Source organism: Pseudomonas sp. PAMC 25886, from assembly GCF_000242655.1.
GTDB lineage: Bacteria > Pseudomonadota > Gammaproteobacteria > Pseudomonadales > Pseudomonadaceae > Aquipseudomonas.
Genome location: NZ_AHHC01000010.1, coordinates 20,429 through 37,699 on the forward strand (window position 1 = coordinate 20,429; position 17,271 = coordinate 37,699).

General features: G+C 60.7%; 16 protein-coding genes. 9 read left to right on the plus strand and 7 right to left on the minus strand.

Annotated features, from left to right (window positions below; genetic code table 11):
* Nucleotide 1 precedes the first annotated feature (1 nt).
* From MUM_RS0101870 to MUM_RS0101880, 3 genes are read right to left on the minus strand one after another with little or no spacing between them, the layout of a single operon-like run.
* A complete protein-coding gene (locus MUM_RS0101870) occupies nucleotides 2-2,284 on the minus strand; it encodes a TonB-dependent receptor (protein WP_010166358.1) in 2,283 nt (760 codons plus the stop codon).
* 24 nt (nucleotides 2,285-2,308) lie between these two features.
* Nucleotides 2,309-3,046, minus strand: coding sequence for an energy transducer TonB family protein (locus MUM_RS0101875; protein ID WP_010166360.1), 738 nt, complete (start codon nucleotides 3,044-3,046; stop codon nucleotides 2,309-2,311).
* Between the two features lie 2 nt (nucleotides 3,047-3,048).
* Nucleotides 3,049-3,456 (minus strand): ExbD/TolR family protein, encoded by a 408-nt coding sequence (locus tag MUM_RS0101880; RefSeq protein ID WP_010166361.1) that lies wholly within the window; start codon nucleotides 3,454-3,456, stop codon nucleotides 3,049-3,051.
* 189 nt (nucleotides 3,457-3,645) lie between these two features.
* On the opposite strand from MUM_RS0101880, the gene MUM_RS0101885 reads away from it, so the two are divergent.
* Both MUM_RS0101885 and MUM_RS0101890 read left to right on the plus strand, forming a co-directional pair.
* A complete protein-coding gene (locus MUM_RS0101885) occupies nucleotides 3,646-4,221 on the plus strand; it encodes a GNAT family N-acetyltransferase (protein ID WP_010166362.1) in 576 nt (191 codons plus the stop codon).
* Nucleotides 4,218-5,792: an alkaline phosphatase D family protein gene (locus MUM_RS0101890; protein WP_010166363.1), complete on the plus strand. Its 1,575-nt coding sequence runs from the start codon at nucleotides 4,218-4,220 to the stop codon at nucleotides 5,790-5,792. Before MUM_RS0101885 ends, MUM_RS0101890 begins: the two co-directional genes overlap by 4 nt.
* Here MUM_RS0101890 and MUM_RS0101895 read toward each other — a convergent pair whose 3' ends face one another.
* The gene (locus tag MUM_RS0101895; protein WP_010166365.1) at nucleotides 5,793-6,419 is read right to left on the minus strand and encodes a hypothetical protein; all 627 of its coding nucleotides are present in this window, start codon (nucleotides 6,417-6,419) and stop codon (nucleotides 5,793-5,795) included.
* A 91-nt stretch (nucleotides 6,420-6,510) separates the two neighbouring features.
* On the opposite strand from MUM_RS0101895, the gene MUM_RS0101900 reads away from it, so the two are divergent.
* Entirely contained in the window at nucleotides 6,511-7,443 is a 933-nt protein-coding gene (locus MUM_RS0101900; RefSeq protein WP_010166367.1) for a LysR family transcriptional regulator, read from the plus strand.
* A 194-nt stretch (nucleotides 7,444-7,637) separates the two neighbouring features.
* On the opposite strand, the gene MUM_RS0101905 is transcribed toward MUM_RS0101900, so the two are convergent.
* Together MUM_RS0101905 and MUM_RS0101910 are read right to left on the minus strand one after the other, a co-directional pair.
* Nucleotides 7,638-8,045, minus strand: a complete 408-nt coding sequence (locus MUM_RS0101905; RefSeq protein WP_003217220.1) for a PA2817 family protein — start codon at nucleotides 8,043-8,045, stop codon at nucleotides 7,638-7,640.
* 231 nt (nucleotides 8,046-8,276) lie between these two features.
* A complete protein-coding gene (locus MUM_RS0101910) occupies nucleotides 8,277-10,724 on the minus strand; it encodes an acyl-CoA dehydrogenase (protein WP_010166374.1) in 2,448 nt (815 codons plus the stop codon).
* 191 nt (nucleotides 10,725-10,915) lie between these two features.
* Here MUM_RS0101910 and MUM_RS0101915 point away from each other — a divergent pair, with 191 nt between their 5' ends.
* From MUM_RS0101915 to MUM_RS0101930, 4 genes are all read left to right on the plus strand, one after another.
* Complete coding sequence (locus tag MUM_RS0101915) at nucleotides 10,916-11,575, plus strand: transglutaminase-like domain-containing protein (protein WP_010166377.1); 660 nt, start codon at nucleotides 10,916-10,918, stop codon at nucleotides 11,573-11,575.
* A 57-nt stretch (nucleotides 11,576-11,632) separates the two neighbouring features.
* A complete protein-coding gene (locus MUM_RS0101920) occupies nucleotides 11,633-12,256 on the plus strand; it encodes a glutathione S-transferase family protein (protein WP_010166379.1) in 624 nt (207 codons plus the stop codon).
* 135 nt (nucleotides 12,257-12,391) lie between these two features.
* On the plus strand, nucleotides 12,392-13,324 hold the full coding sequence (locus MUM_RS0101925) for an ABC transporter ATP-binding protein (RefSeq protein WP_010166381.1): 933 nt from the start codon (nucleotides 12,392-12,394) through the stop codon (nucleotides 13,322-13,324).
* Nucleotides 13,321-14,100, plus strand: a complete 780-nt coding sequence (locus tag MUM_RS0101930) for an ABC transporter permease (protein WP_003217229.1) — start codon at nucleotides 13,321-13,323, stop codon at nucleotides 14,098-14,100. Before MUM_RS0101925 ends, MUM_RS0101930 begins: the two co-directional genes overlap by 4 nt.
* Before the next feature lie 912 nt (nucleotides 14,101-15,012).
* Here the strand turns inward: MUM_RS0101930 and MUM_RS0101935 are convergent.
* Complete coding sequence (locus MUM_RS0101935; RefSeq protein WP_010166386.1) at nucleotides 15,013-15,558, minus strand: TetR/AcrR family transcriptional regulator; 546 nt, start codon at nucleotides 15,556-15,558, stop codon at nucleotides 15,013-15,015.
* Between the two features lie 91 nt (nucleotides 15,559-15,649).
* On the opposite strand from MUM_RS0101935, the gene MUM_RS0101940 reads away from it, so the two are divergent.
* Nucleotides 15,650-16,843 (plus strand): MFS transporter, encoded by a 1,194-nt coding sequence (locus tag MUM_RS0101940; protein WP_010166388.1) that lies wholly within the window; start codon nucleotides 15,650-15,652, stop codon nucleotides 16,841-16,843.
* 44 nt (nucleotides 16,844-16,887) lie between these two features.
* Entirely contained in the window at nucleotides 16,888-17,199 is a 312-nt protein-coding gene (locus MUM_RS0101945; protein ID WP_010166390.1) for a cupin domain-containing protein, read from the plus strand.
* Nucleotides 17,200-17,271: the final 72 nt, after the last annotated feature.

Genomic DNA, 17,271 nt, shown 5'->3' on the forward strand with positions numbered 1-17,271 from the left:
ATCAGAAATTCGCTTCCAGGGAAACCGTGACGGTACGGTCCAGGCCAACGATGTAAGCCGGGTCGCCATCGCGGAAACCGCTGTAGCTCGCCGAGTTGGTCTTGGTGGTGTACACGCCGTCCAGGTACTTCTTGTCGAACAGGTTGTCGACGTTCAGGCGCAGGGTTGCGTCCTTGACCACTTTTTTGTCCACCGGCAGGTAGATACCGGCGCCGAGGTTGAAAATCGTGCGGGCGGAGATGGCTTCGTCGTTGGTCAGGTCGCCGTAGAGCTTGCTGGTGAACTTGCCGCCGAAGGTGCCGTAGAAGCGCCCGTCGTCATACCCGATGTTCGCTGCGAGCATGTTGGTCGGCACGTTGGCGAACTGCTTGCCGCTGGTGGGCAATACGATCGGCTTGCCGGCGCTGTAGACGGTCAGGTCGTCCTGCTGCTTGGAACTGGTGTAGGTGTAGGAGGTGTAGTAGTTGAAGTTGTGCGGCAGCTTGCCGCTCCACTCCAGCTCCAGGCCTTTGTTGATGACGGTGCCGGCGTTGATGTCGGCGGAGTCACCGTTGCTGTCCAGGGAGGTGAGCTGGCGATTCTTGAACTGCATGTAGAACAGCGTGGCGGCGAGGGTGCTGTCTTCGCCGGTGTAGCGCCAGCCCAGTTCCTGGTTCCAGCTGAGTTCCGGCTTGGAGTCGAGGGAGCCGACGCCTTTGTCGTACAGCACGTAGTTTTGCGGAATACGCATGTTGCGCGACAGGCTGTAGAACAACTGGTCACGCTCGTCGAGCTGGTATTTCAGGCCGGCGTTGGGCAGTAATTTGTTGTAGGTCTGGCTGGCCTTGCCCGGTTGTTCGGTGAGGCTGCCGTGGTTGGTGCCGTCACGCTCGACGTTCATGTAGGCGATACCGGCAATCAGCGTCCAGTCCGAGTTGATGTACCAGGTGTCCTGGGTCCAGACTTTTTGCGCCGGGGTGACGGTGTAGCGGTCGCGACCCTGCACGGTGTTGCCGTTGGCGTCGACTACGGAGTTGCCATCAGGCCAGGTGTCGCTCGGCTTGCCATTGTTCTTGAGGGCAATGAACGGTTGGGTCTGGCTTTGGCGGGCGCGTTCGTACCAGTAGCCGAATTGCAGGCTGTGGTCGCCCAGGTCCCAGTTCAGCTTGGTGGTGATGCCCGGGCGCCAGGTCTGGGTGCGCGAAGGGCGGTAGTAGACGCCGGTGGTGGAGGAGCCGTCGGCGTTGTATTGAGCCTGCGTCGGCAGGTTGCCGAGGTCGAACACGCCGCCCTTGTTCGAGCCGCTGTTCAGCGCATAGGCGGAGGAGCCCACGCCGCTGCCGTTACCGTAGTAGTAATACGGGATCACCGAGAGGGACAGGTTGTCGCTCAGCTTGTACTGGGTGTTGAGCACGGCGGTGAAGGTCTGGAACGGGTTCTGTGCCAGGTCGTAGTAGCTGCTGACCTTGCCGTTGGCGCCCACTGCCGGAGTCGCCGGATACGGGTCGTACTTGCGGCCGTACTGCTGGAACTGGGCCTTGGTCAGCTGGCTGTAACTGTTGTTGTCCTGCTCGTGGTACTTGAGGATCAGGTTGGCGGTGTTGCCGTTGCCGGCGTCGAAGAAGCTGTTCCACTCCACCTTGTCGGCACGCACGGCACCCGAGCCGCGCCACATCTGGCCTTCGGTGTGGGAGGCCGACAGCCAGTTACTCAGGCCGTTGACTTCACCGGTGTTGAGGCGGGCAAAGGTCTTGCGGGTGGCGTTGCTGCCGACCACTTGCTTGACGAAGGCACCGGTTTCCTTGGTGGGACGAATGGTCACGATGCCGATGTTGCCGCCGCTGGAGCCGATGTGCGGGCCGTCGGCTTCCGACGAGCCTTGGGTCACGAAGATCTGGTCGATGTTTTCCGGGTCGCCCAACAGGTTGGAGTACAACGCGTAGTTGCCGGAGTCGTTGATCGGCATGCCGTCCACCGACATGCCCACCTGGTCGGAGTTCATGCCGCGCATGGTGAAGCGGAAACCCGAGAGGCCGGTGTTGTCTTCGCTGGAGATGTTCAGGCCCGGGGTGTACTTGAGCTTGTCGATCGCGTTGCCGGTGGCGGTCTGTTTGTCCAGCGCTTCCTTGGTGATGGTCGAGCGGCCCTTCGCGCTCTCTTCCTGGACCATGTAACCGCCCCCCGCGGTTGCCTTGCCCTGTACCCCAATGGTCCCGACGTCACTGTCGCTGGTGTCTGCCATGACCACTCCATGGGTCATGCTCGTCGCGGCAACGAGTGCCAGATGAATCCGGGTGAACTTCATCACTGTCGTCCTGGTGGTGTGTGCTTATTGCACGCTGTAGTTGAAGGTGGCGGTGAAGCGCTGCTCGTTACGTCCACCGAAGGCTTGTTCGGGGAACGGTTTCACCTGCTTGATACGGCGCAGGCTGTTGGTGGCGGCCCGGTTGAGCAGCATGCTCGGCGCCGGGGTCTGGATCCCGGAGTCGAGGACGCGGCCTTGGCGGTCCACCATTAACCAGACCACCACCTCGCCACTCGGGCGTTCGAGGGACGCCTGGCGCCCGGTGGGGTATTGCTTGTACGTGTCCAGCTCGTTGCGCAAACCCTTGAGGTAACCGCCTTCCAGCGCCTGGCCATCGACTTTTGGCGGCGCTGGTGGCGCGGCGGGTGCCGGTGCAGGGGCAGGAGCGGCTTGCACAGGCTTGGCGGCGACCGGGGCTGGCGCAGGCGTGGGTGTTGGCTTGGCGGCCACCGGCTTGGGCACGGGTTTTGGCTTGGGCTCAGGTTTTGGCAGGGGTTTTGGCACCGGCTTGGGTGGTGGAGGCGGCGGGGCAGGCTCGGCCTCTTCGTCTTCGATCACCGGCGGTGGTGGCGGTGGCTCTTCCACCACAGGCTCGGGGACCACTTCCGGCTCGGGCTCGACCAGGGCGAGTTCAACCGCCGACTCGTCGTACTGCGGCTGGATTTTCAGGGGTTGGGACTGGATACCCAGTGCAATCAGCACCAGGGCGATCAGGGCCGGGACACTGCCCAGCAGCCGACGCGCACGAAACAAGGCATACATGATCAGGACTTTTTCGTGGCGATGGAGACGGAGGTAAAGCCACCCAGGCGCAGGGTGTCCATGACTTCAACCAGGCGGGCCACTTCCACGCCTTTGTCGCTGTTGACGATGATGGTCGACTTGGTATCAGGCTTCTCTGCCGACTTGAGCGCAGGCACCAACGCGTCGACGGTGATCTCCTTGCCGTCGAGCTGCAGCTGACCTTCCAGGCCCAGGGTCAAGATGAATTTATTTTGTGGCTTGAGCTGCTGCGAACTGCTGGCGCTCGGCAATTGTGTCTTCATGCCCAGGGCGGGAATCACGTTCAAACTCACCAGTACAAAAAACACCAAAAGAAACATCATCACGTCGATCATCGGGATCAGTTCGATGTGTGCCTTGCGCTTTTTGGGTTCATCCCAAGTTCTCATGCCGCTACCCCGTTGTTGATTAGGGGCGACACGCTAGCAACGAAAAATGACCGAATGGTTAACATTAATTTAAGATTTTAAGGCTCTATTACGGCACTCCTAAGCGGACATTCGGATTATTTATGTACGTAATGAAACTGACACGGAGCGAGTACATTCTGGGAGAATTTATTTCCCGAGCCCTCTGTCATGAGCGTTGCGCTGCCTTTTTTATCCACCCCGCGACTGGTGTTGAAAGCGTTACACAAGGACCAGGCCGAGGTGCTTTGCACCCTGGCCAGCGGGCCGCTGATTGCCGAAAACACCGCGACTATCCCGTCGCCCTATACCCTAGAAGTGGCCCACGCTTTTATCGGTGAACTTGAAGAAAAGTATCGTTCGGGGACGGCGCTGGGCCTCGGCATTCACTTGAGGGAAACCGGGGAGTTGGTGGGGATGGTCAGCATTCGCCTGTCTGCCAATCATCACAGTGGGCTGCTGGGTGGATGGGTGGCGGCGGATTGCCGGGACCGTGGCTACGCTGCCGAAGCCGCCTGTGGGCTGATGCACTTTGGCTTCAGCGAATTGGCGCTGCACCGTATCGGAGGGCAGTGTTTTACCCGTAATAGAGCGTCGGCCCGGGTGATGGAGAAAATCGGTTTGCGTTACGAGGGCTGCCAGCCAGGCGCCTTCCTCAAGAATGGGGTTTATGAAGACCTGTCGCTGTTCGGCGTAGTGCGCAAGGATTGGCAGAACCCGCTCGACTCCCGCGAGTACCCGCTATGAGTCATCTGCCAGACCCAGGTCGCCGTCGGGTCCTGGGCGGCCTGGCGGTTGCCACGGCGTTTTCGATTCTCAGCCCGTTCGCCCGCAGTGCGGGCATCGACTATCCCTTCACCCTGGGTGTGGCTTCCGGCGATCCATTGCCGGACGGTTTCGTAATCTGGACGCGCCTCGCGCCCTTGTTCAATGCCGCAGACGGCCGTGGTGGATTGGGTCGCGCGGTGCCGGTGCGCTGGAAGGTGGCCAGTGATGCGGCGATGACGCGGATCGTGCGCCGGGGTGAGGTCATGGCCAGCGAGCGTTTCGCCCACTCGGTGCATGTGGAAGTCGCCGGGTTGGAAGCAGGCCGGCCTTACTGGTACCAGTTTGAAGGCCTCGGCGCGCAAAGCCCGGTAGGCCAGTCGCGCACGGCGCCAGCGGTGCATGCCATGGCGTCGGCCCGGTTGGGTTTTGTCTCCTGTTCCCATTGGGAGCGCGGCTACTTCAGCGCCTATCGGCATTTGGCCGCCGAGCAGCCGGACCTGGTGTTTTTCCTCGGTGACTACATCTACGACAGTTCCTACGCGGCTGATTCCGGCAAGGTCATTCGCTCCCACGGCAGCGGCAATGCGCTGAGCCTTGCGGATTACCGCAACCGCTACGCCCTCTACAAGACCGATCCGGATTTGCAGGCGCTGCATGCCGCGGCGCCCAGCGTGGCGACCTGGGACGATCACGAAGTGCAAAACGACTACGCCAGCCAGTGGTCCCAGGACCCGAACGTCCCCGTGGCGGCGTTTCTCAAGCAGCGGGCGGCGGCCTACCAGGCGTTCTATGAACATATGCCGCTGCGGGCGAGCAGCCTGCCGCGAGGGCCGGACATGCGTGTGTATCGGCGCCTGGACTACGGGCGGTTGGCACGTTTCCACGTGCTGGACGGCCGGCAGTATCGTTCCGAGCAGCCGTGTATTTCGGCGAACGGGAGTCGCAAGGGGCATATCGCGGATGACAGCTGCATTGACCTGCGCAATCCCCGGCGCACGATGCTTGGCTGGGAGCAAGAGGCGTGGCTGGACCAAGGGTTTGCGCAGTCCCGGGCACAGTGGAACGTGATCGCCCAGGACCTGCTGGTGGCGCCGCTGATTCAGCGTGACCCCCAGAGCCAGGCACTGGGCCATTGGACAGATGGCTGGGATGGCTATATCGCAACCCGCGAGCGGGTGCTGGCGTCTATCGAGCGCAGGCGCGTGAGTAACCCGGTGTTCTGGGGCGGCGATATTCACTCATTCTGGACCACCGACCTGCACGCCTATGCCAATAACCCCGACTCACGAGTTATCGCCACCGAGTTCGTCGGCACGTCGGTGACCTCCGACGGGCCGCCGTTTGAGGCGTTCAACTCAATTTTGCCGTTGAACCCTCATGTGAAGTTCTTCGACAGCCGCCAGCGCGGCTACGTGTCGGTGGCACTCGAGGAGACGAATATGCTGACGAACTTCCGGGTGATTTCCGATCCCCGGGATCCACATGCCAGTGTCTCGACCCTCACGTCATTTGTGGTGGAGCCGGGCAGGGCGGGGGCGATTGCGGTTTAGTCAGTCCAGGCTGTAGCGCACCGACAGCGCCCCTTTTTTCTCGGACAGGGCCAGGATCTTCACCTGGCCTACGTCCCCCAAGGCCTGCACATGCGTCCCGCCGCAGGCATAGGCCGGCAGCTCGCCAAAACCCACTTCCCGGGTGCCTTCATCCAGTGTCATATGGCGTGGCAGGTTGGCCGCGACCCATTGATCAACTTTCTGTTGAATCGCCTCGGCGTCCATCGCTTGAGCCGAGGTACCGCGAATAAACGTGATCTTGCCTTCGCCCGGCCAGTGATGGGCCTTGATCGGCATCCAGCCCAGGGTTTCGCCGGCATTGCCGATCAGATGCCCGGCCGAATGCAGGCGCGTGTGCAGGGTGCGGCGCTCTTCATCGACGCGTGCCGGTATGGGGCCGATTGCCACGGGGCGGTCGACGTAGTGCACGACACGATCGCCTTCCTGCACCACTTTCAATACCTGGCTTTCCCCCAGCCAGCCGGTATCGGATGGCTGGCCGCCACCTTGGGGATGGAAGATCGTGGACTGCAGGATCACCGCAAACTGGTCATCAAAGGGTGTGCATCCCAGCACTTCAAGTTCGGCATTCAGGTGGTCATGGGTAAAGAACAGGCGCTGGGTCATCATTTACATCCGCATCAGGGTTTCTATCGGGCAGTATAAGAAGTGCGCCAATGGGTGATAATCCGTTCAAATCTCAATGGACTTGTGCGTCATGAGCATCAATCTTCCCTTGCCGCTGCTGGGCGAAATGGCGATTTTCGTCAAGGTGGTGGAAACCGGCAGCTTCTCCGAAGCCGCGCGGCAACTGGGGGCATCGCCGTCCTCCGTGAGCCGCAGCATCTCGCGCCTGGAAAAGGCCCTGGCGACGCGCCTGCTGCAACGCACCACGCGCAAATTGCGCCTCAGCGAAGGCGGGGAGGAAGTGTTCAAGCGCTGCCAGGAAATGGTCAGTGCTGCGCGCTCGGTGATGGAAATCAGCGGGCAATACACCCACGAGGCCGAAGGGCTGGTGCGGGTCAGCGTGCCCAAGGCGGTGGGGCGCTTTGTGGTGCACCCGCATATGCCGGAGTTTCTGCGGCGTTATCCCAAGGTTGATGTGCAGTTGATCCTTGAGGACCGGCATGTGGACCTGATTGATGACAATGTCGACTTGAGCATTCGCATCACCGACAGCCCGCCGCCGGGCTTGGTGGGGCGCCAACTGCTGCCCATCGACCACTTGGTCTGCGCCACGCCGCAGTACCTGGCCGAGCACGGTACGCCAGAGCATCCCCATGATTTGCTGGAGCACAGTTGCATCTACCTCGGGGAGACGCCGGGGGATGCGCGCTGGAAATTTCGCCAGGGCAGCAAGGCGGTGACGGTGGGCGTGCGCGGGCGCTATGCAGCCAATCACACCGGGGTGCGGCTGGATGCCGTATTGCAGCATGTGGGAATGGGCAGCTTGCCGTATTTCACGGCGCGGCATGCGCTGGAAGCGGGGGACGTGGTGCAGGTGTTGCCGGGGTGGGATTTTATTGCGTCGTACCACGGGGATGCGTGGTTGCTGCATTCACCGACGCGGTATTTGCCGCCGAAGTTGCGGGTGTTTATTGATTATCTGGTGGAGTGCATGGCTAAAGAGCCGACGCTGCATAAACGATAGGTGCCGAGGCGGTTTTTTGTGATGAGGCGGTTTTTGTGGTGAGTGGGCTTGCCCCGCGCTGGGCTGCGAAGCGGCCCTAAAGCCTGTCGCCTCGATCTGTCTGAAAGAATGATGTGATCTTGATGGGGGGCTGCTTCGCAGCCCAGCGCGGGGCAAGCCCGCTCACCACAGTAAGCCCCTCAGCACATTACAGATCAGTGCTTGGGCTGGTCGTTGGACATGGCCAACAACTGCTTTTCCTGGTTCCAGTCGAACGGTTCATCGTTTTGTTCAGCTTCGAAGCGACGCTCTTCCAGGGCCTGGTACAGGTCCAGTTCGTCGTCGGGCATGAAGTGCAGGCAATCGCCACCGAAGAACCACAGCAGGTCGCGCGGCACCAGGTGAGCAATTTGCGGGTAGCGCAGGATGACCTGGCTCATCATGTCCTGGCCCAGGTACTGGCTTTCGATCGGGTCGATCGGCAGCAGGGCGCGCAGTTCATCGAAGCGCTCCAGGAACAGAAGGTGGCTTTCCTCGGGAACCTGTTCGGCTTCGCCGACGGCAACCAGGATGCTGCGCAGGTGGTCGAGCAAGACGAGATGATCGGCAACGACATTGGACACGAGATAAGTCCTCAAGAGCAAAACGGGCGCGAGAGTATATAGCTCGGTGCCTTGCCTCACAAATACGATTCCTTTTGACGAGTGGCTGTTGTTGTCAGGCAAGGCGCCGCGACGAGTCATAGCGTGCTATGGCGAGGAGCGGCAACGCAGCATGACGACAACAGACGCCGTCAAAAGGGATCAGTATTTGTGAGGCAGGGCACTCTGCCCGTTTTTATATGACCGCTGGGATTAGCGGACTTTTCCCTCTGCCTGGCTCAGCTCTTCCTTGCTGAAATCATCCACGTCGATCACCTTGCGTCGCGCCGCTTCAGCGTCACGCAAGGTCTGCGCCTCGGCCGGTTGCAGCACGCCGGCATGCAGCGCGGCGTCGATGGCGTGTTCGCCAGCGGTCGGTTTGACCTGGCCGCTCTTGAGGCCCTCGTGGAGTTTTTTCTGCAACGGATGGCTGTCGGCCAGCAGGTCGTATGCATGTTGCAAGGCGCCCACCGGATCTTCTGCGGACTGTGGGCGATAGCAGCCCGCCAGCACCGCTTCCAGTGTCGGGTCACCCTTGGCGCGACCGAGCACTGCGGCCACCTCGGCATCCAGTGCATCGGACGGGCCTTTATGACGGCGGCCGAACGGGAACACGATCACCCGCAACAGACAACCCAACACCTTGCTCGGGAAGTTGGTCAGCAGTTCATCCAGTGCACGCTCGGAGTGGCCAAGGCTCTCTTCCATGGCCCAGGCGAACAGTGGTTCCAGGTGGTCTGGCGAGTCCAGGTCGTGATAACGCTTGAGCGCAGCCGATGCCAGGTACATGTGGCTCAGCACATCACCAAGGCGTGCCGACAGGCGTTCGCGACGTTTCAATTCGCCGCCCAGCAGCATCATGCTCAGGTCCGCCAGCATTGCAAACGCAGCGGCCTGGCGGTTGAGTGCGCGGAAATAGCCCTGGCTCAAACGGTTGCCCGGGGCCTTTTCGAAGTGACCAAAGCCGAGGTTCAGCACCAGGGTGCTGGCAGCGTTGCTCACGGCAAACCCGATGTGTTGCAGCAGCAGGCCGTCGAATTCCTTCAGCGCCTGGTCATGGTCCTCACGACCGGCCAGGGCCATTTCCTTGAGCACGAACGGATGGCAGCGAATCGCGCCCTGGCCGAAGATCATCAGGTTGCGCGAGAGGATATTCGCGCCCTCCACGGTGATGAAGATCGGTGCGCCTTGCCAGCTGCGGCCCAGGTAATTGTTGGGGCCCATGATGATGCCCTTGCCGCCATGCACGTCCATCGCATGGCTGATGCACTCGCGACCGCGTTCGGTCAGGTGGTACTTGAGGATCGCCGACAGTACCGAGGGTTTTTCCCCCAGGTCGACCGCGTTGGCGGTGAGCATCCGGGCACTGTCCATCAGCCACGCGTTGCCGCCGATGCGGGCGAGGGCTTCCTGGATACCTTCGAAGGCCGAAAGCGGTACGTTGAACTGCTCGCGCACCTGGGCGTATTGGCCTGTCACCAGGCTGGTGAACTTGGCCGCGCCGGTGCCGACGGCAGGCAGGGAAATCGAACGGCCTACCGACAGGCAGTTCATCAACATCATCCAGCCCTTGCCGAGCATCTCCTGGCCACCGATCAGGAAGTCCAGGGGAATGAACACGTCCTTGCCGGAGTTGGGGCCGTTCATGAACGCGGCGCCCAGGGGCAGGTGGCGGCGGCCGATTTCAACGCCCGGGGTGTCGGTGGGGATCAGCGCGAGGCTGATGCCGAGGTCTTCTTCGTCGCCCAGCAGGTGGTCCGGGTCATGGGCCTTGAACGCCAGGCCGAGCAAGGTCGCTACCGGGCCGAGGGTGATGTAGCGTTTTTCCCAGTTCAGGCGCAGGCCAAGGGTTTCCTTGCCTTCCCATTCGCCTTTGCAGATCACCCCGGTGTCGGGCATGGAGCCCGCATCGGAGCCCGCCAGCGGGCCAGTCAGGGCAAAGCACGGGATATCGTCGCCACGGGCCAGGCGGGGCAGGTAATGGTTGCGTTGTTCATCGGTGCCGTAATGCAGCAGCAATTCGGCGGGGCCCAGGGAGTTGGGCACCATGACGGTGGAGGCGAGGTCGCCGCTGCGGGTCGCCAGCTTCATCGCGACCTGGGAGTGGGCGTAGGCGGAGAAACCCTTGCCGCCGAACTCCTTGGGGATGATCAGGGCGAAAAAGCCGTGCTGCTTGATGTGTTCCCAGGCGGCGGGCGGCAGGTCCATGGCCTGGCCGATTTCCCAGTCGGTGACCATGGCGCACAGTTCTTCCGTGGGGCCGTCGATGAAGGCTTGTTCTTCTTCGGTCAATTGCGCTTTGGGATAGGCCAGCAGCTTGTCCCAGTCGGGGCGGCCGCTGAACAGCTCGCCGTCCCACCACACGGTGCCGGCGTCGATGGCGTCGCGCTCGGTCTCGGACATCGGCGGCAGGACTTTCTGGAACCAGTTGAACAGCGGCGCGGTGAAGTACTTGCGGCGCAGGTCGGGCAGCAGCAGCGGGGCGGCCACCAGGGCGATCAGCACCCAGAAGATCAGCAGCAACCAGCCTGGTGCGTGGCTGAAGGCGCCCATCGCCAGCAGGTAGACGGCCACCACGCCAATGGCGGGCAGGGGCGCAGTGCGCCGGTGTGCCAGGTAGGCAACGCCGACCACCAGAACCAGTATCCACAACAACAGCATATTCAATCCTCCGTGAAACCAGGTGCGAAATCACCTCTGAGCTTAGTCGGCATCCGAAAAAGCAGGGTGACGAGGGTGTTACGTGGTGTGCCGGGGACGATCACCACCAGGCGCCGACATTTGGCCGAATCGTCGTTATCCCTGGGTCAGGCCTGTGGTTAGACTCCAGGCTTGCCTCGGAGATTAACCTCATGAATGCGTACTTGAATCCCGGCCGCTTCATCGATAGTGACCACCCTGCGGTGGTGGAGTTCGCCGAAAAACATCGCGGTTCGAGTACCGCGCCCCGTGACCAGGCAGTCAGTCTTTACTACGCCGTGCGCGAGGCGGTGCGCTACAACCCCTACACCTTCAGCCGCGACCCGCAAACCCTCAGCGGCAGCTTTGCATTGGCCGCCGGCGAGAGTTATTGCGTGCCCAAGGCGACGCTGTTGGCGGCGTGTGCAAGGCACTGCGGGATCCCGGCGCGCATCGGTCTGGCCGACGTGCGCAATCACCTGTCCACGCCGCGTTTGATCGAGCTGCTCAGAAGTGACGTATTTGCCATGCATGGCTATACCGAGCTGTATCTGGACGGCCGTTGGGTGAAGGCTACGCCCGCATTCAACCAGCAACTGTGCGAACTGTTCGATGTGCCGCCGCTGGATTTCGACGGCATCCACGACAGTGTTTTCCACGCCTTCAACCGCAAGGGCCAGCGCTCCATGGAATACGTGGTGGACCATGGGCAATTTGCCGAGGTACCCGAGGAATTCTTCTTCGCCCACATTCAGAAATGTTACCCGCACCTGTTTGGCGAGCAGATGCCGATCCTGTTGGGGGACATGCAGAGTGATTTAAGCCGGACGTGATCCGGCGTATGCTGCCCCGGCATTCATCCAACCATCTTTTTCAAAATCGGGGCGGTCATGCTGAAAATCTGGGGTCGTAAAAATTCGTCAAATGTCAGGAAGGCACTGTGGTGCGCCGAGGAACTCGGCCTGGACTATGAGGCAATTGATGCGGGCGGGGCTTTTGGTGTGGTCGACACGCCGCAATACCGCGCACTGAACCCCAACGGCCGGGTGCCGATGATTGAAGATGGCGACTTTGTGCTGTGGGAATCCAACACCATCGTGCGTTATCTGGCCGCCAAACATGCGCCGGATTCGAATTGGTACCCCAGCGACCTGCAAGCCCGGGCCAACGCCGAAAAGTGGATGGACTGGACCACCTCGACCCTGGCCGAACCATTCAAGACCGTGTTCTGGGGCGTGCTGCGGACGCCGGCTGAAAAGCAGAACTGGGACACCATCAACGCCGGTCGCCAGGCCTGCATCGATGTCTTGCAGACGGTGGATCAGGCCTTGGCCGCGCAACCTTACCTGTCCGGCAGCGAGATCGGCATGGGCGATATCCCCTTGGGCAGCTTCATTTATGCCTGGTTCGAAATACCCATAGAGCGCCCGTCGATGCCGAACCTGGAGGCCTGGTACCAGCGCCTGCGCCAGCGTCCGGCCTACCAGAAATCGGTCATGACCGCGTTGACCTGATACCCACTATTAATACGGGTGACTGTACTTGTGCGGCGCGGACAAGCACCATGCTTGTCACGCGCAGCCGTTGTATTCCGTGCGGTCTGCCCTCATGTAACAATTCTATTCCTTTTCTTTGGTGCGTAATCCGATATGAGTTCCGCTCTGTCCATCCGGCAGCTAACCAAAACCTACGGCAACGGTTTCCAGGCCCTGAGTGGTATCGATCTGGACGTCGCCGAAGGTGATTTCTTCGCCTTGCTCGGCCCCAACGGCGCCGGCAAATCCACCACCATCGGCATTCTCTCGACGCTGGTCAACAAGACCACCGGTACGGTGAATATCTTTGGCAACGACCTGGACAAATCCCCGGCGGCGCTCAAGCGCAGCATCGGCGTGGTGCCCCAGGAGTTCAACTTCAACCAGTTTGAAAAGACCTTCGACATCGTCGTGACCCAGGCCGGTTACTACGGCATCCCGCCGAAGATCGCCAAGGAACGCGCCGAGCAATACCTCACCCAACTGGGCCTGTGGGACAAGCGCGACGTGCCTTCGCGTTCCCTGTCCGGCGGCATGAAGCGCCGCCTGATGATCGCCCGAGCCCTGGTTCACGAACCGCGCCTGCTGATCCTCGACGAACCCACGGCGGGTGTGGACATCGAGCTGCGTCGCTCGATGTGGACGTTCCTCACCGAGCTGAACCAGAAAGGCATCACCATCATCCTCACCACGCACTACCTGGAAGAGGCTGAGCAGCTGTGCCGCAACATCGGCATCATCGACCACGGCACCATCGTCGAAAACACCAGCATGCGTAACTTGCTGAGCCAGTTGCACGTCGAGACCTTCCTGCTCGACCTGAAGAACAACATGTCGGTGCCACCGCAGTTGATCGGTTACCCGAACCGCCTGGTGGACAGCCACACCCTGGAAGTACAGGTAGACAAAGCCGTGGGCATCACCGCGTTGTTCGGCCAACTGGCCACCCAGAACATCGAAGTGCTGAGCCTGCGTAACAAAACCAATCGCCTTGAGGAGTTGTTCGTGTCCCTGGTGGAGAAAAATCTGGCGAAGGTGGCGGTATGAGTTCGGAACTGCAACCCAACCTTGTCGCGCTGCAGACTATCGTCTACCGCGAAGTGAAGCGCTTTACCCGGATCTGGCCGCAAACCCTGCTGCCGCCGGCGATCACTATGGTTTTGTACTTTGTCATTTTCGGCAACCTGATTGGTCGGCAGATTGGTGATATGGGTGGTTTCACCTATATGGAATACATCGTGCCGGGGTTAATCATGATGTCGGTGATCACCAACTCCTACGGCAACGTGGTGTCGAGTTTTTTTGGTAGCAAGTTCCAGCGTTCCATCGAGGAATTGATGGTGTCGCCGGTGTCGCCCCATACGATCCTGATCGGCTACACCCTGGGTGGTGTGCTGCGCGGGTTGATGGTCGGGGTGATCGTGACGCTGCTGTCGTTGTTCTTTACCCATTTGCAGGTGCATCACCTAGGGATCACCTTGCTGGTGGTGGTGCTGACGGCGACGATCTTTTCGTTGCTGGGGTTCATCAACGCGGTGTTTGCGCGTAACTTTGATGACATTTCGATTATTCCGACGTTTGTGCTGACGCCGCTGACGTATCTGGGTGGGGTGTTTTATTCGATCACCTTGCTGCCGCCGTTCTGGCAGACGGTGTCGTTGGCCAACCCGGTTTTGCACATGGTTAACGCGTTTCGCTATGGCATCTTGGGCGTGTCGGATATCAAGATCAGTGTGGCGATCACGTTTATGCTGGTGGCGACTGTGGTGCTGTATGTGGGTTGTGCGCGGTTGCTGGTGAGTGGGCGTGGGATGCGCACCTAAGCGTTGAGATGTAATGAAAAACGGCCTTCAGATGAGGCCGTTTTTTTTTTGCGTTTGGTTGGGGGGGTATATCCGTTGTTTGCGTAACGGCGGCTTAGGGTTTCGCTCTTACAGCGAGTCACTTTGCAAAAGCGGCAAAGTAACCAAAACGCTCTGCCCCGCCTGTCGGCACCTCGCCTAGGCTCGGTGTTCCCTCACTCCGGCATTGCTCCGCGGGCCGCCGCGACGGGGCGTCCCTGCCCCGTCGCGGCTAAACCGGCGTCCTGCCGGTTTACCCGCTCCTCAATCCCTGCGTTCGGCCTCGGGCTTATTGGGGCAGTCAGAGCCAGATCAAGATCAAAAGCAAGAGCACAGCGGCCTACAGGCCGGCTTGAGTGGTAGAAGCCAGATCAAAAACCAAAAGCGGAAAACCAAATCTGAAACTGCTGCGGCTCTGCTTTTTCTGTGGGAGCTGGCTTGCCTGCGATGCAGACAACTCGGTTTTTCAGGTACATCCAGTTGATGCCATCGCAGGCAAGCCAGCTCCTACAGGGGATCGTGGCCGCTTTAGATTTTGATTTTGCTTTTGCTTCACACCACTCAAGCCGGCCTGTACGCCGCTGTGCTGTTGATCTGCTTTTGATCTTGATTTTAGGCGCCCCGTTAAACCACGCTGGCCGAACGCAGGTAGTACGGAGCGGGTAAACCGGCAGGACGCCGGTTTAGCCGCGACGGGGCAGGGACGCCCCGTCGCGGCGGCCCACGCAGTAGTACCGGAGAGAGGGCACACCGAGCCTGAGCGAGGTGCCGAGTGGTGGGGCAAGAGCCTTTTGGTTACTTTTGGGCTCCTTTCAAAAGTGACCCGCTGTAAGAGCGGAACCAATCGAAGCCATCACCCAAAAAATGGATATACACCCAAGCCACAAACCCCACTCACCGCTGCAAAGCCAACTCAATCAACTCATGCAGCTCTTCCACCTGCAGCGGCACGGTAGAAAACAGACTGCGAAAAACGGTAGGCGCGACGATCAGGTTAATCAGCCGATCCACACTGGGGGCAGTTTCAGCGTCGCCCGGATAGCGATCCAGAATGATTTCCAGCTGCCCGGTGAGAATCCCCACGCAATACCCCGGCGCCTGGCTGCATTGCACATCGCGCATCATCTCCCGGCCAAGATCCGAACTCATTTCATCGCGATATTGCTCACCCCAGGCCCGCAGGTCTCCGCGCAGGCTGCCAGTGTTAGCCGGCTCACTGTCCGGACGCAGACGAGCCATGGCGACATCAGCCAGCAGCGCAGCAAGGTCGCCCCAGCGGCGGTAGATGGTCGAGGGCGTGACACCCGCACGGGCGGCTATCTGCGGCACGGTCACGCTGGAACGCTCCTGCTCGTCGAGCAATTCGCGCACCGCCGAATGAACGGATTCTTGTACCCGGGCACTACGGCCCCCCGGGCGGAGGCCTTCTTTTATCGCCATGCGTAAAACCTTAACACAAAGAATTTGCTTTAAGCGCCATCCGGTAGCACACTTCGCAAAAGCAAAATATTAGCTTTAGCGGAGCGTGCCCATGTCCAGCGTTACTTCCCATCGTTCCAGCCTGGTGTTCCTGGCGATCACCTTGCTGACGTTCCTCGCCGCCTCCAGCGCGCCGACGCCGTTGTACCACCTCTATCAGGAAGGCCTGCATTTTTCGGCAGCCATGCTGACCCTGGTGTTCGGTATCTACGCCTTGAGCCTGCTGGCGGCCCTGTTGACCGTGGGTTCACTGTCGGACCACCTGGGGCGCAAGCCGGTAATCTTTGCTGCGCTGCTCCTCGATATGCTGGCAATGCTGCTGTTTATCAATGCCGACAGCGTCGGCTGGTTGATTGCGGCTCGCACGGTACAAGGCTTTGCCACCGGCATGGCCACTGCCGTATTGGGCGCCGCATTGCTCGACACTGACCGTCAGCAAGGCCCGCTGATCAACAGCGTAGCGCCTTTGCTGGGCATGGCCTGCGGCGCCATGGGCTGTAGCCTGCTGGTGGAGTTCGCGCCGATGCCAACCACCTTGATTTACTGGACCTTGCTCGGCTTGATGCTGGCACAGGCGATCTATGTGTGGCGCCTGCCGGAAACGGTCAGCCGGATCCCGGGCGCGCTGGCCTCGCTGTGGCCGACCTTGCATGTACCGCCCCAGGCGCGGCGCGCGTTGTGGATCTCGCTGCCGGTGGATGTGGCAGTGTGGGCCATGGGCGGTTTCTACCTGTCCCTGGCGCCCTCGCTGGTGCGAGCGGCGACCGGGTCTACCTCGAACCTGATCGGCGGCGGGCTTGTCGCGGTGTTGACGTTGAGCGGGGCGGTGATGATTTTCAGCCTGCGCAACCGTCCGGCGGACAAGGTCCTGCGCTTGGGCGCCGTGCTGCTGGCGGTGGGTGTCGCGCTGATCCTTACAGCCGTCCACAGCGCCAGCCTGCCGTTGTTTTTCGTCGCCACGCTGATTGCCGGCGGCGGCTTTGGCTCGGGTTTCCTCGGCGCACTGCGCAGCGTCTTGCCGTTGGCTTTGCCCCATGAACGGGCCGGTTTGATGTCGGCGTTCTATGTGCTGAGTTACCTGGCGTTCTGCGTGCCGTCGCTGTTGGCGGGCAACCTCACCCGCAGCTTCGGCTTGATCGCCACCACGGACGGTTATGGCGTGGTGTTGATCGTACTGGCGCTCGGCGCTTTGGTTGCGCTGCTGTTGCAGGATTTGGCGAGGAGCAGGGCGACGGCGGGCAATTGATTCGGTAATAATCCGCCACCCGTAGTACGCCTTGGGATTCACGCATGAAGATCATCCACAGCAAGGACTTCACCGGAAGCCGCGCCTGGGAGGCGCTGGACATCGCCAACATGAACGGCATCACCACCCGTTTGCACTGGACCGACCAGCCCTACCGCTGGCACATCAATGACGGGGAAGAAGTGTTCGTGGTGCTGGATGGCGAGGTTCAGATGCACTACCGCGAAAACGGAACCGAACAGATTGTTTTGTTGCAGGTCGGCGACATCTTTTACGCCAGCGTCGGCACCGAGCACGTGGCCCATCCACAGGGCCCGGCGCGGATCCTGGTGATTGAATCCGAGGGCAGTGTTTGACTGCATATCTATAAAGTAGATAACAGTTAGAGATATTACCCGTTATATAGATATTCGATTCGGTTCTACCAT

Excerpts from the sequence above, each read along its gene's own strand:
- MUM_RS0101870 (WP_010166358.1), bottom strand. The coding sequence starts at position 2,284 with ATGAAGTTCACCCGGATTCATCTGGCACTCGTTGCCGCGACGAGCATG.
- MUM_RS0101875 (WP_010166360.1), bottom strand. The coding sequence starts at position 3,046 with ATGTATGCCTTGTTTCGTGCGCGTCGGCTGCTGGGCAGTGTCCCGGCC.
- MUM_RS0101880 (WP_010166361.1), bottom strand. The coding sequence starts at position 3,456 with ATGAGAACTTGGGATGAACCCAAAAAGCGCAAGGCACACATCGAACTG.
- MUM_RS0101885 (WP_010166362.1), top strand. The coding sequence starts at position 3,646 with ATGAGCGTTGCGCTGCCTTTTTTATCCACCCCGCGACTGGTGTTGAAA.
- MUM_RS0101890 (WP_010166363.1), top strand. The coding sequence starts at position 4,218 with ATGAGTCATCTGCCAGACCCAGGTCGCCGTCGGGTCCTGGGCGGCCTG.
- MUM_RS0101895 (WP_010166365.1), bottom strand. The coding sequence starts at position 6,419 with ATGACCCAGCGCCTGTTCTTTACCCATGACCACCTGAATGCCGAACTT.
- MUM_RS0101900 (WP_010166367.1), top strand. The coding sequence starts at position 6,511 with ATGAGCATCAATCTTCCCTTGCCGCTGCTGGGCGAAATGGCGATTTTC.
- MUM_RS0101910 (WP_010166374.1), bottom strand. The coding sequence starts at position 10,724 with ATGCTGTTGTTGTGGATACTGGTTCTGGTGGTCGGCGTTGCCTACCTG.
- MUM_RS0101915 (WP_010166377.1), top strand. The coding sequence starts at position 10,916 with ATGAATGCGTACTTGAATCCCGGCCGCTTCATCGATAGTGACCACCCT.
- MUM_RS0101920 (WP_010166379.1), top strand. The coding sequence starts at position 11,633 with ATGCTGAAAATCTGGGGTCGTAAAAATTCGTCAAATGTCAGGAAGGCA.
- MUM_RS0101925 (WP_010166381.1), top strand. The coding sequence starts at position 12,392 with ATGAGTTCCGCTCTGTCCATCCGGCAGCTAACCAAAACCTACGGCAAC.
- MUM_RS0101930 (WP_003217229.1), top strand. The coding sequence starts at position 13,321 with ATGAGTTCGGAACTGCAACCCAACCTTGTCGCGCTGCAGACTATCGTC.
- MUM_RS0101935 (WP_010166386.1), bottom strand. The coding sequence starts at position 15,558 with ATGGCGATAAAAGAAGGCCTCCGCCCGGGGGGCCGTAGTGCCCGGGTA.
- MUM_RS0101940 (WP_010166388.1), top strand. The coding sequence starts at position 15,650 with ATGTCCAGCGTTACTTCCCATCGTTCCAGCCTGGTGTTCCTGGCGATC.
- MUM_RS0101945 (WP_010166390.1), top strand. The coding sequence starts at position 16,888 with ATGAAGATCATCCACAGCAAGGACTTCACCGGAAGCCGCGCCTGGGAG.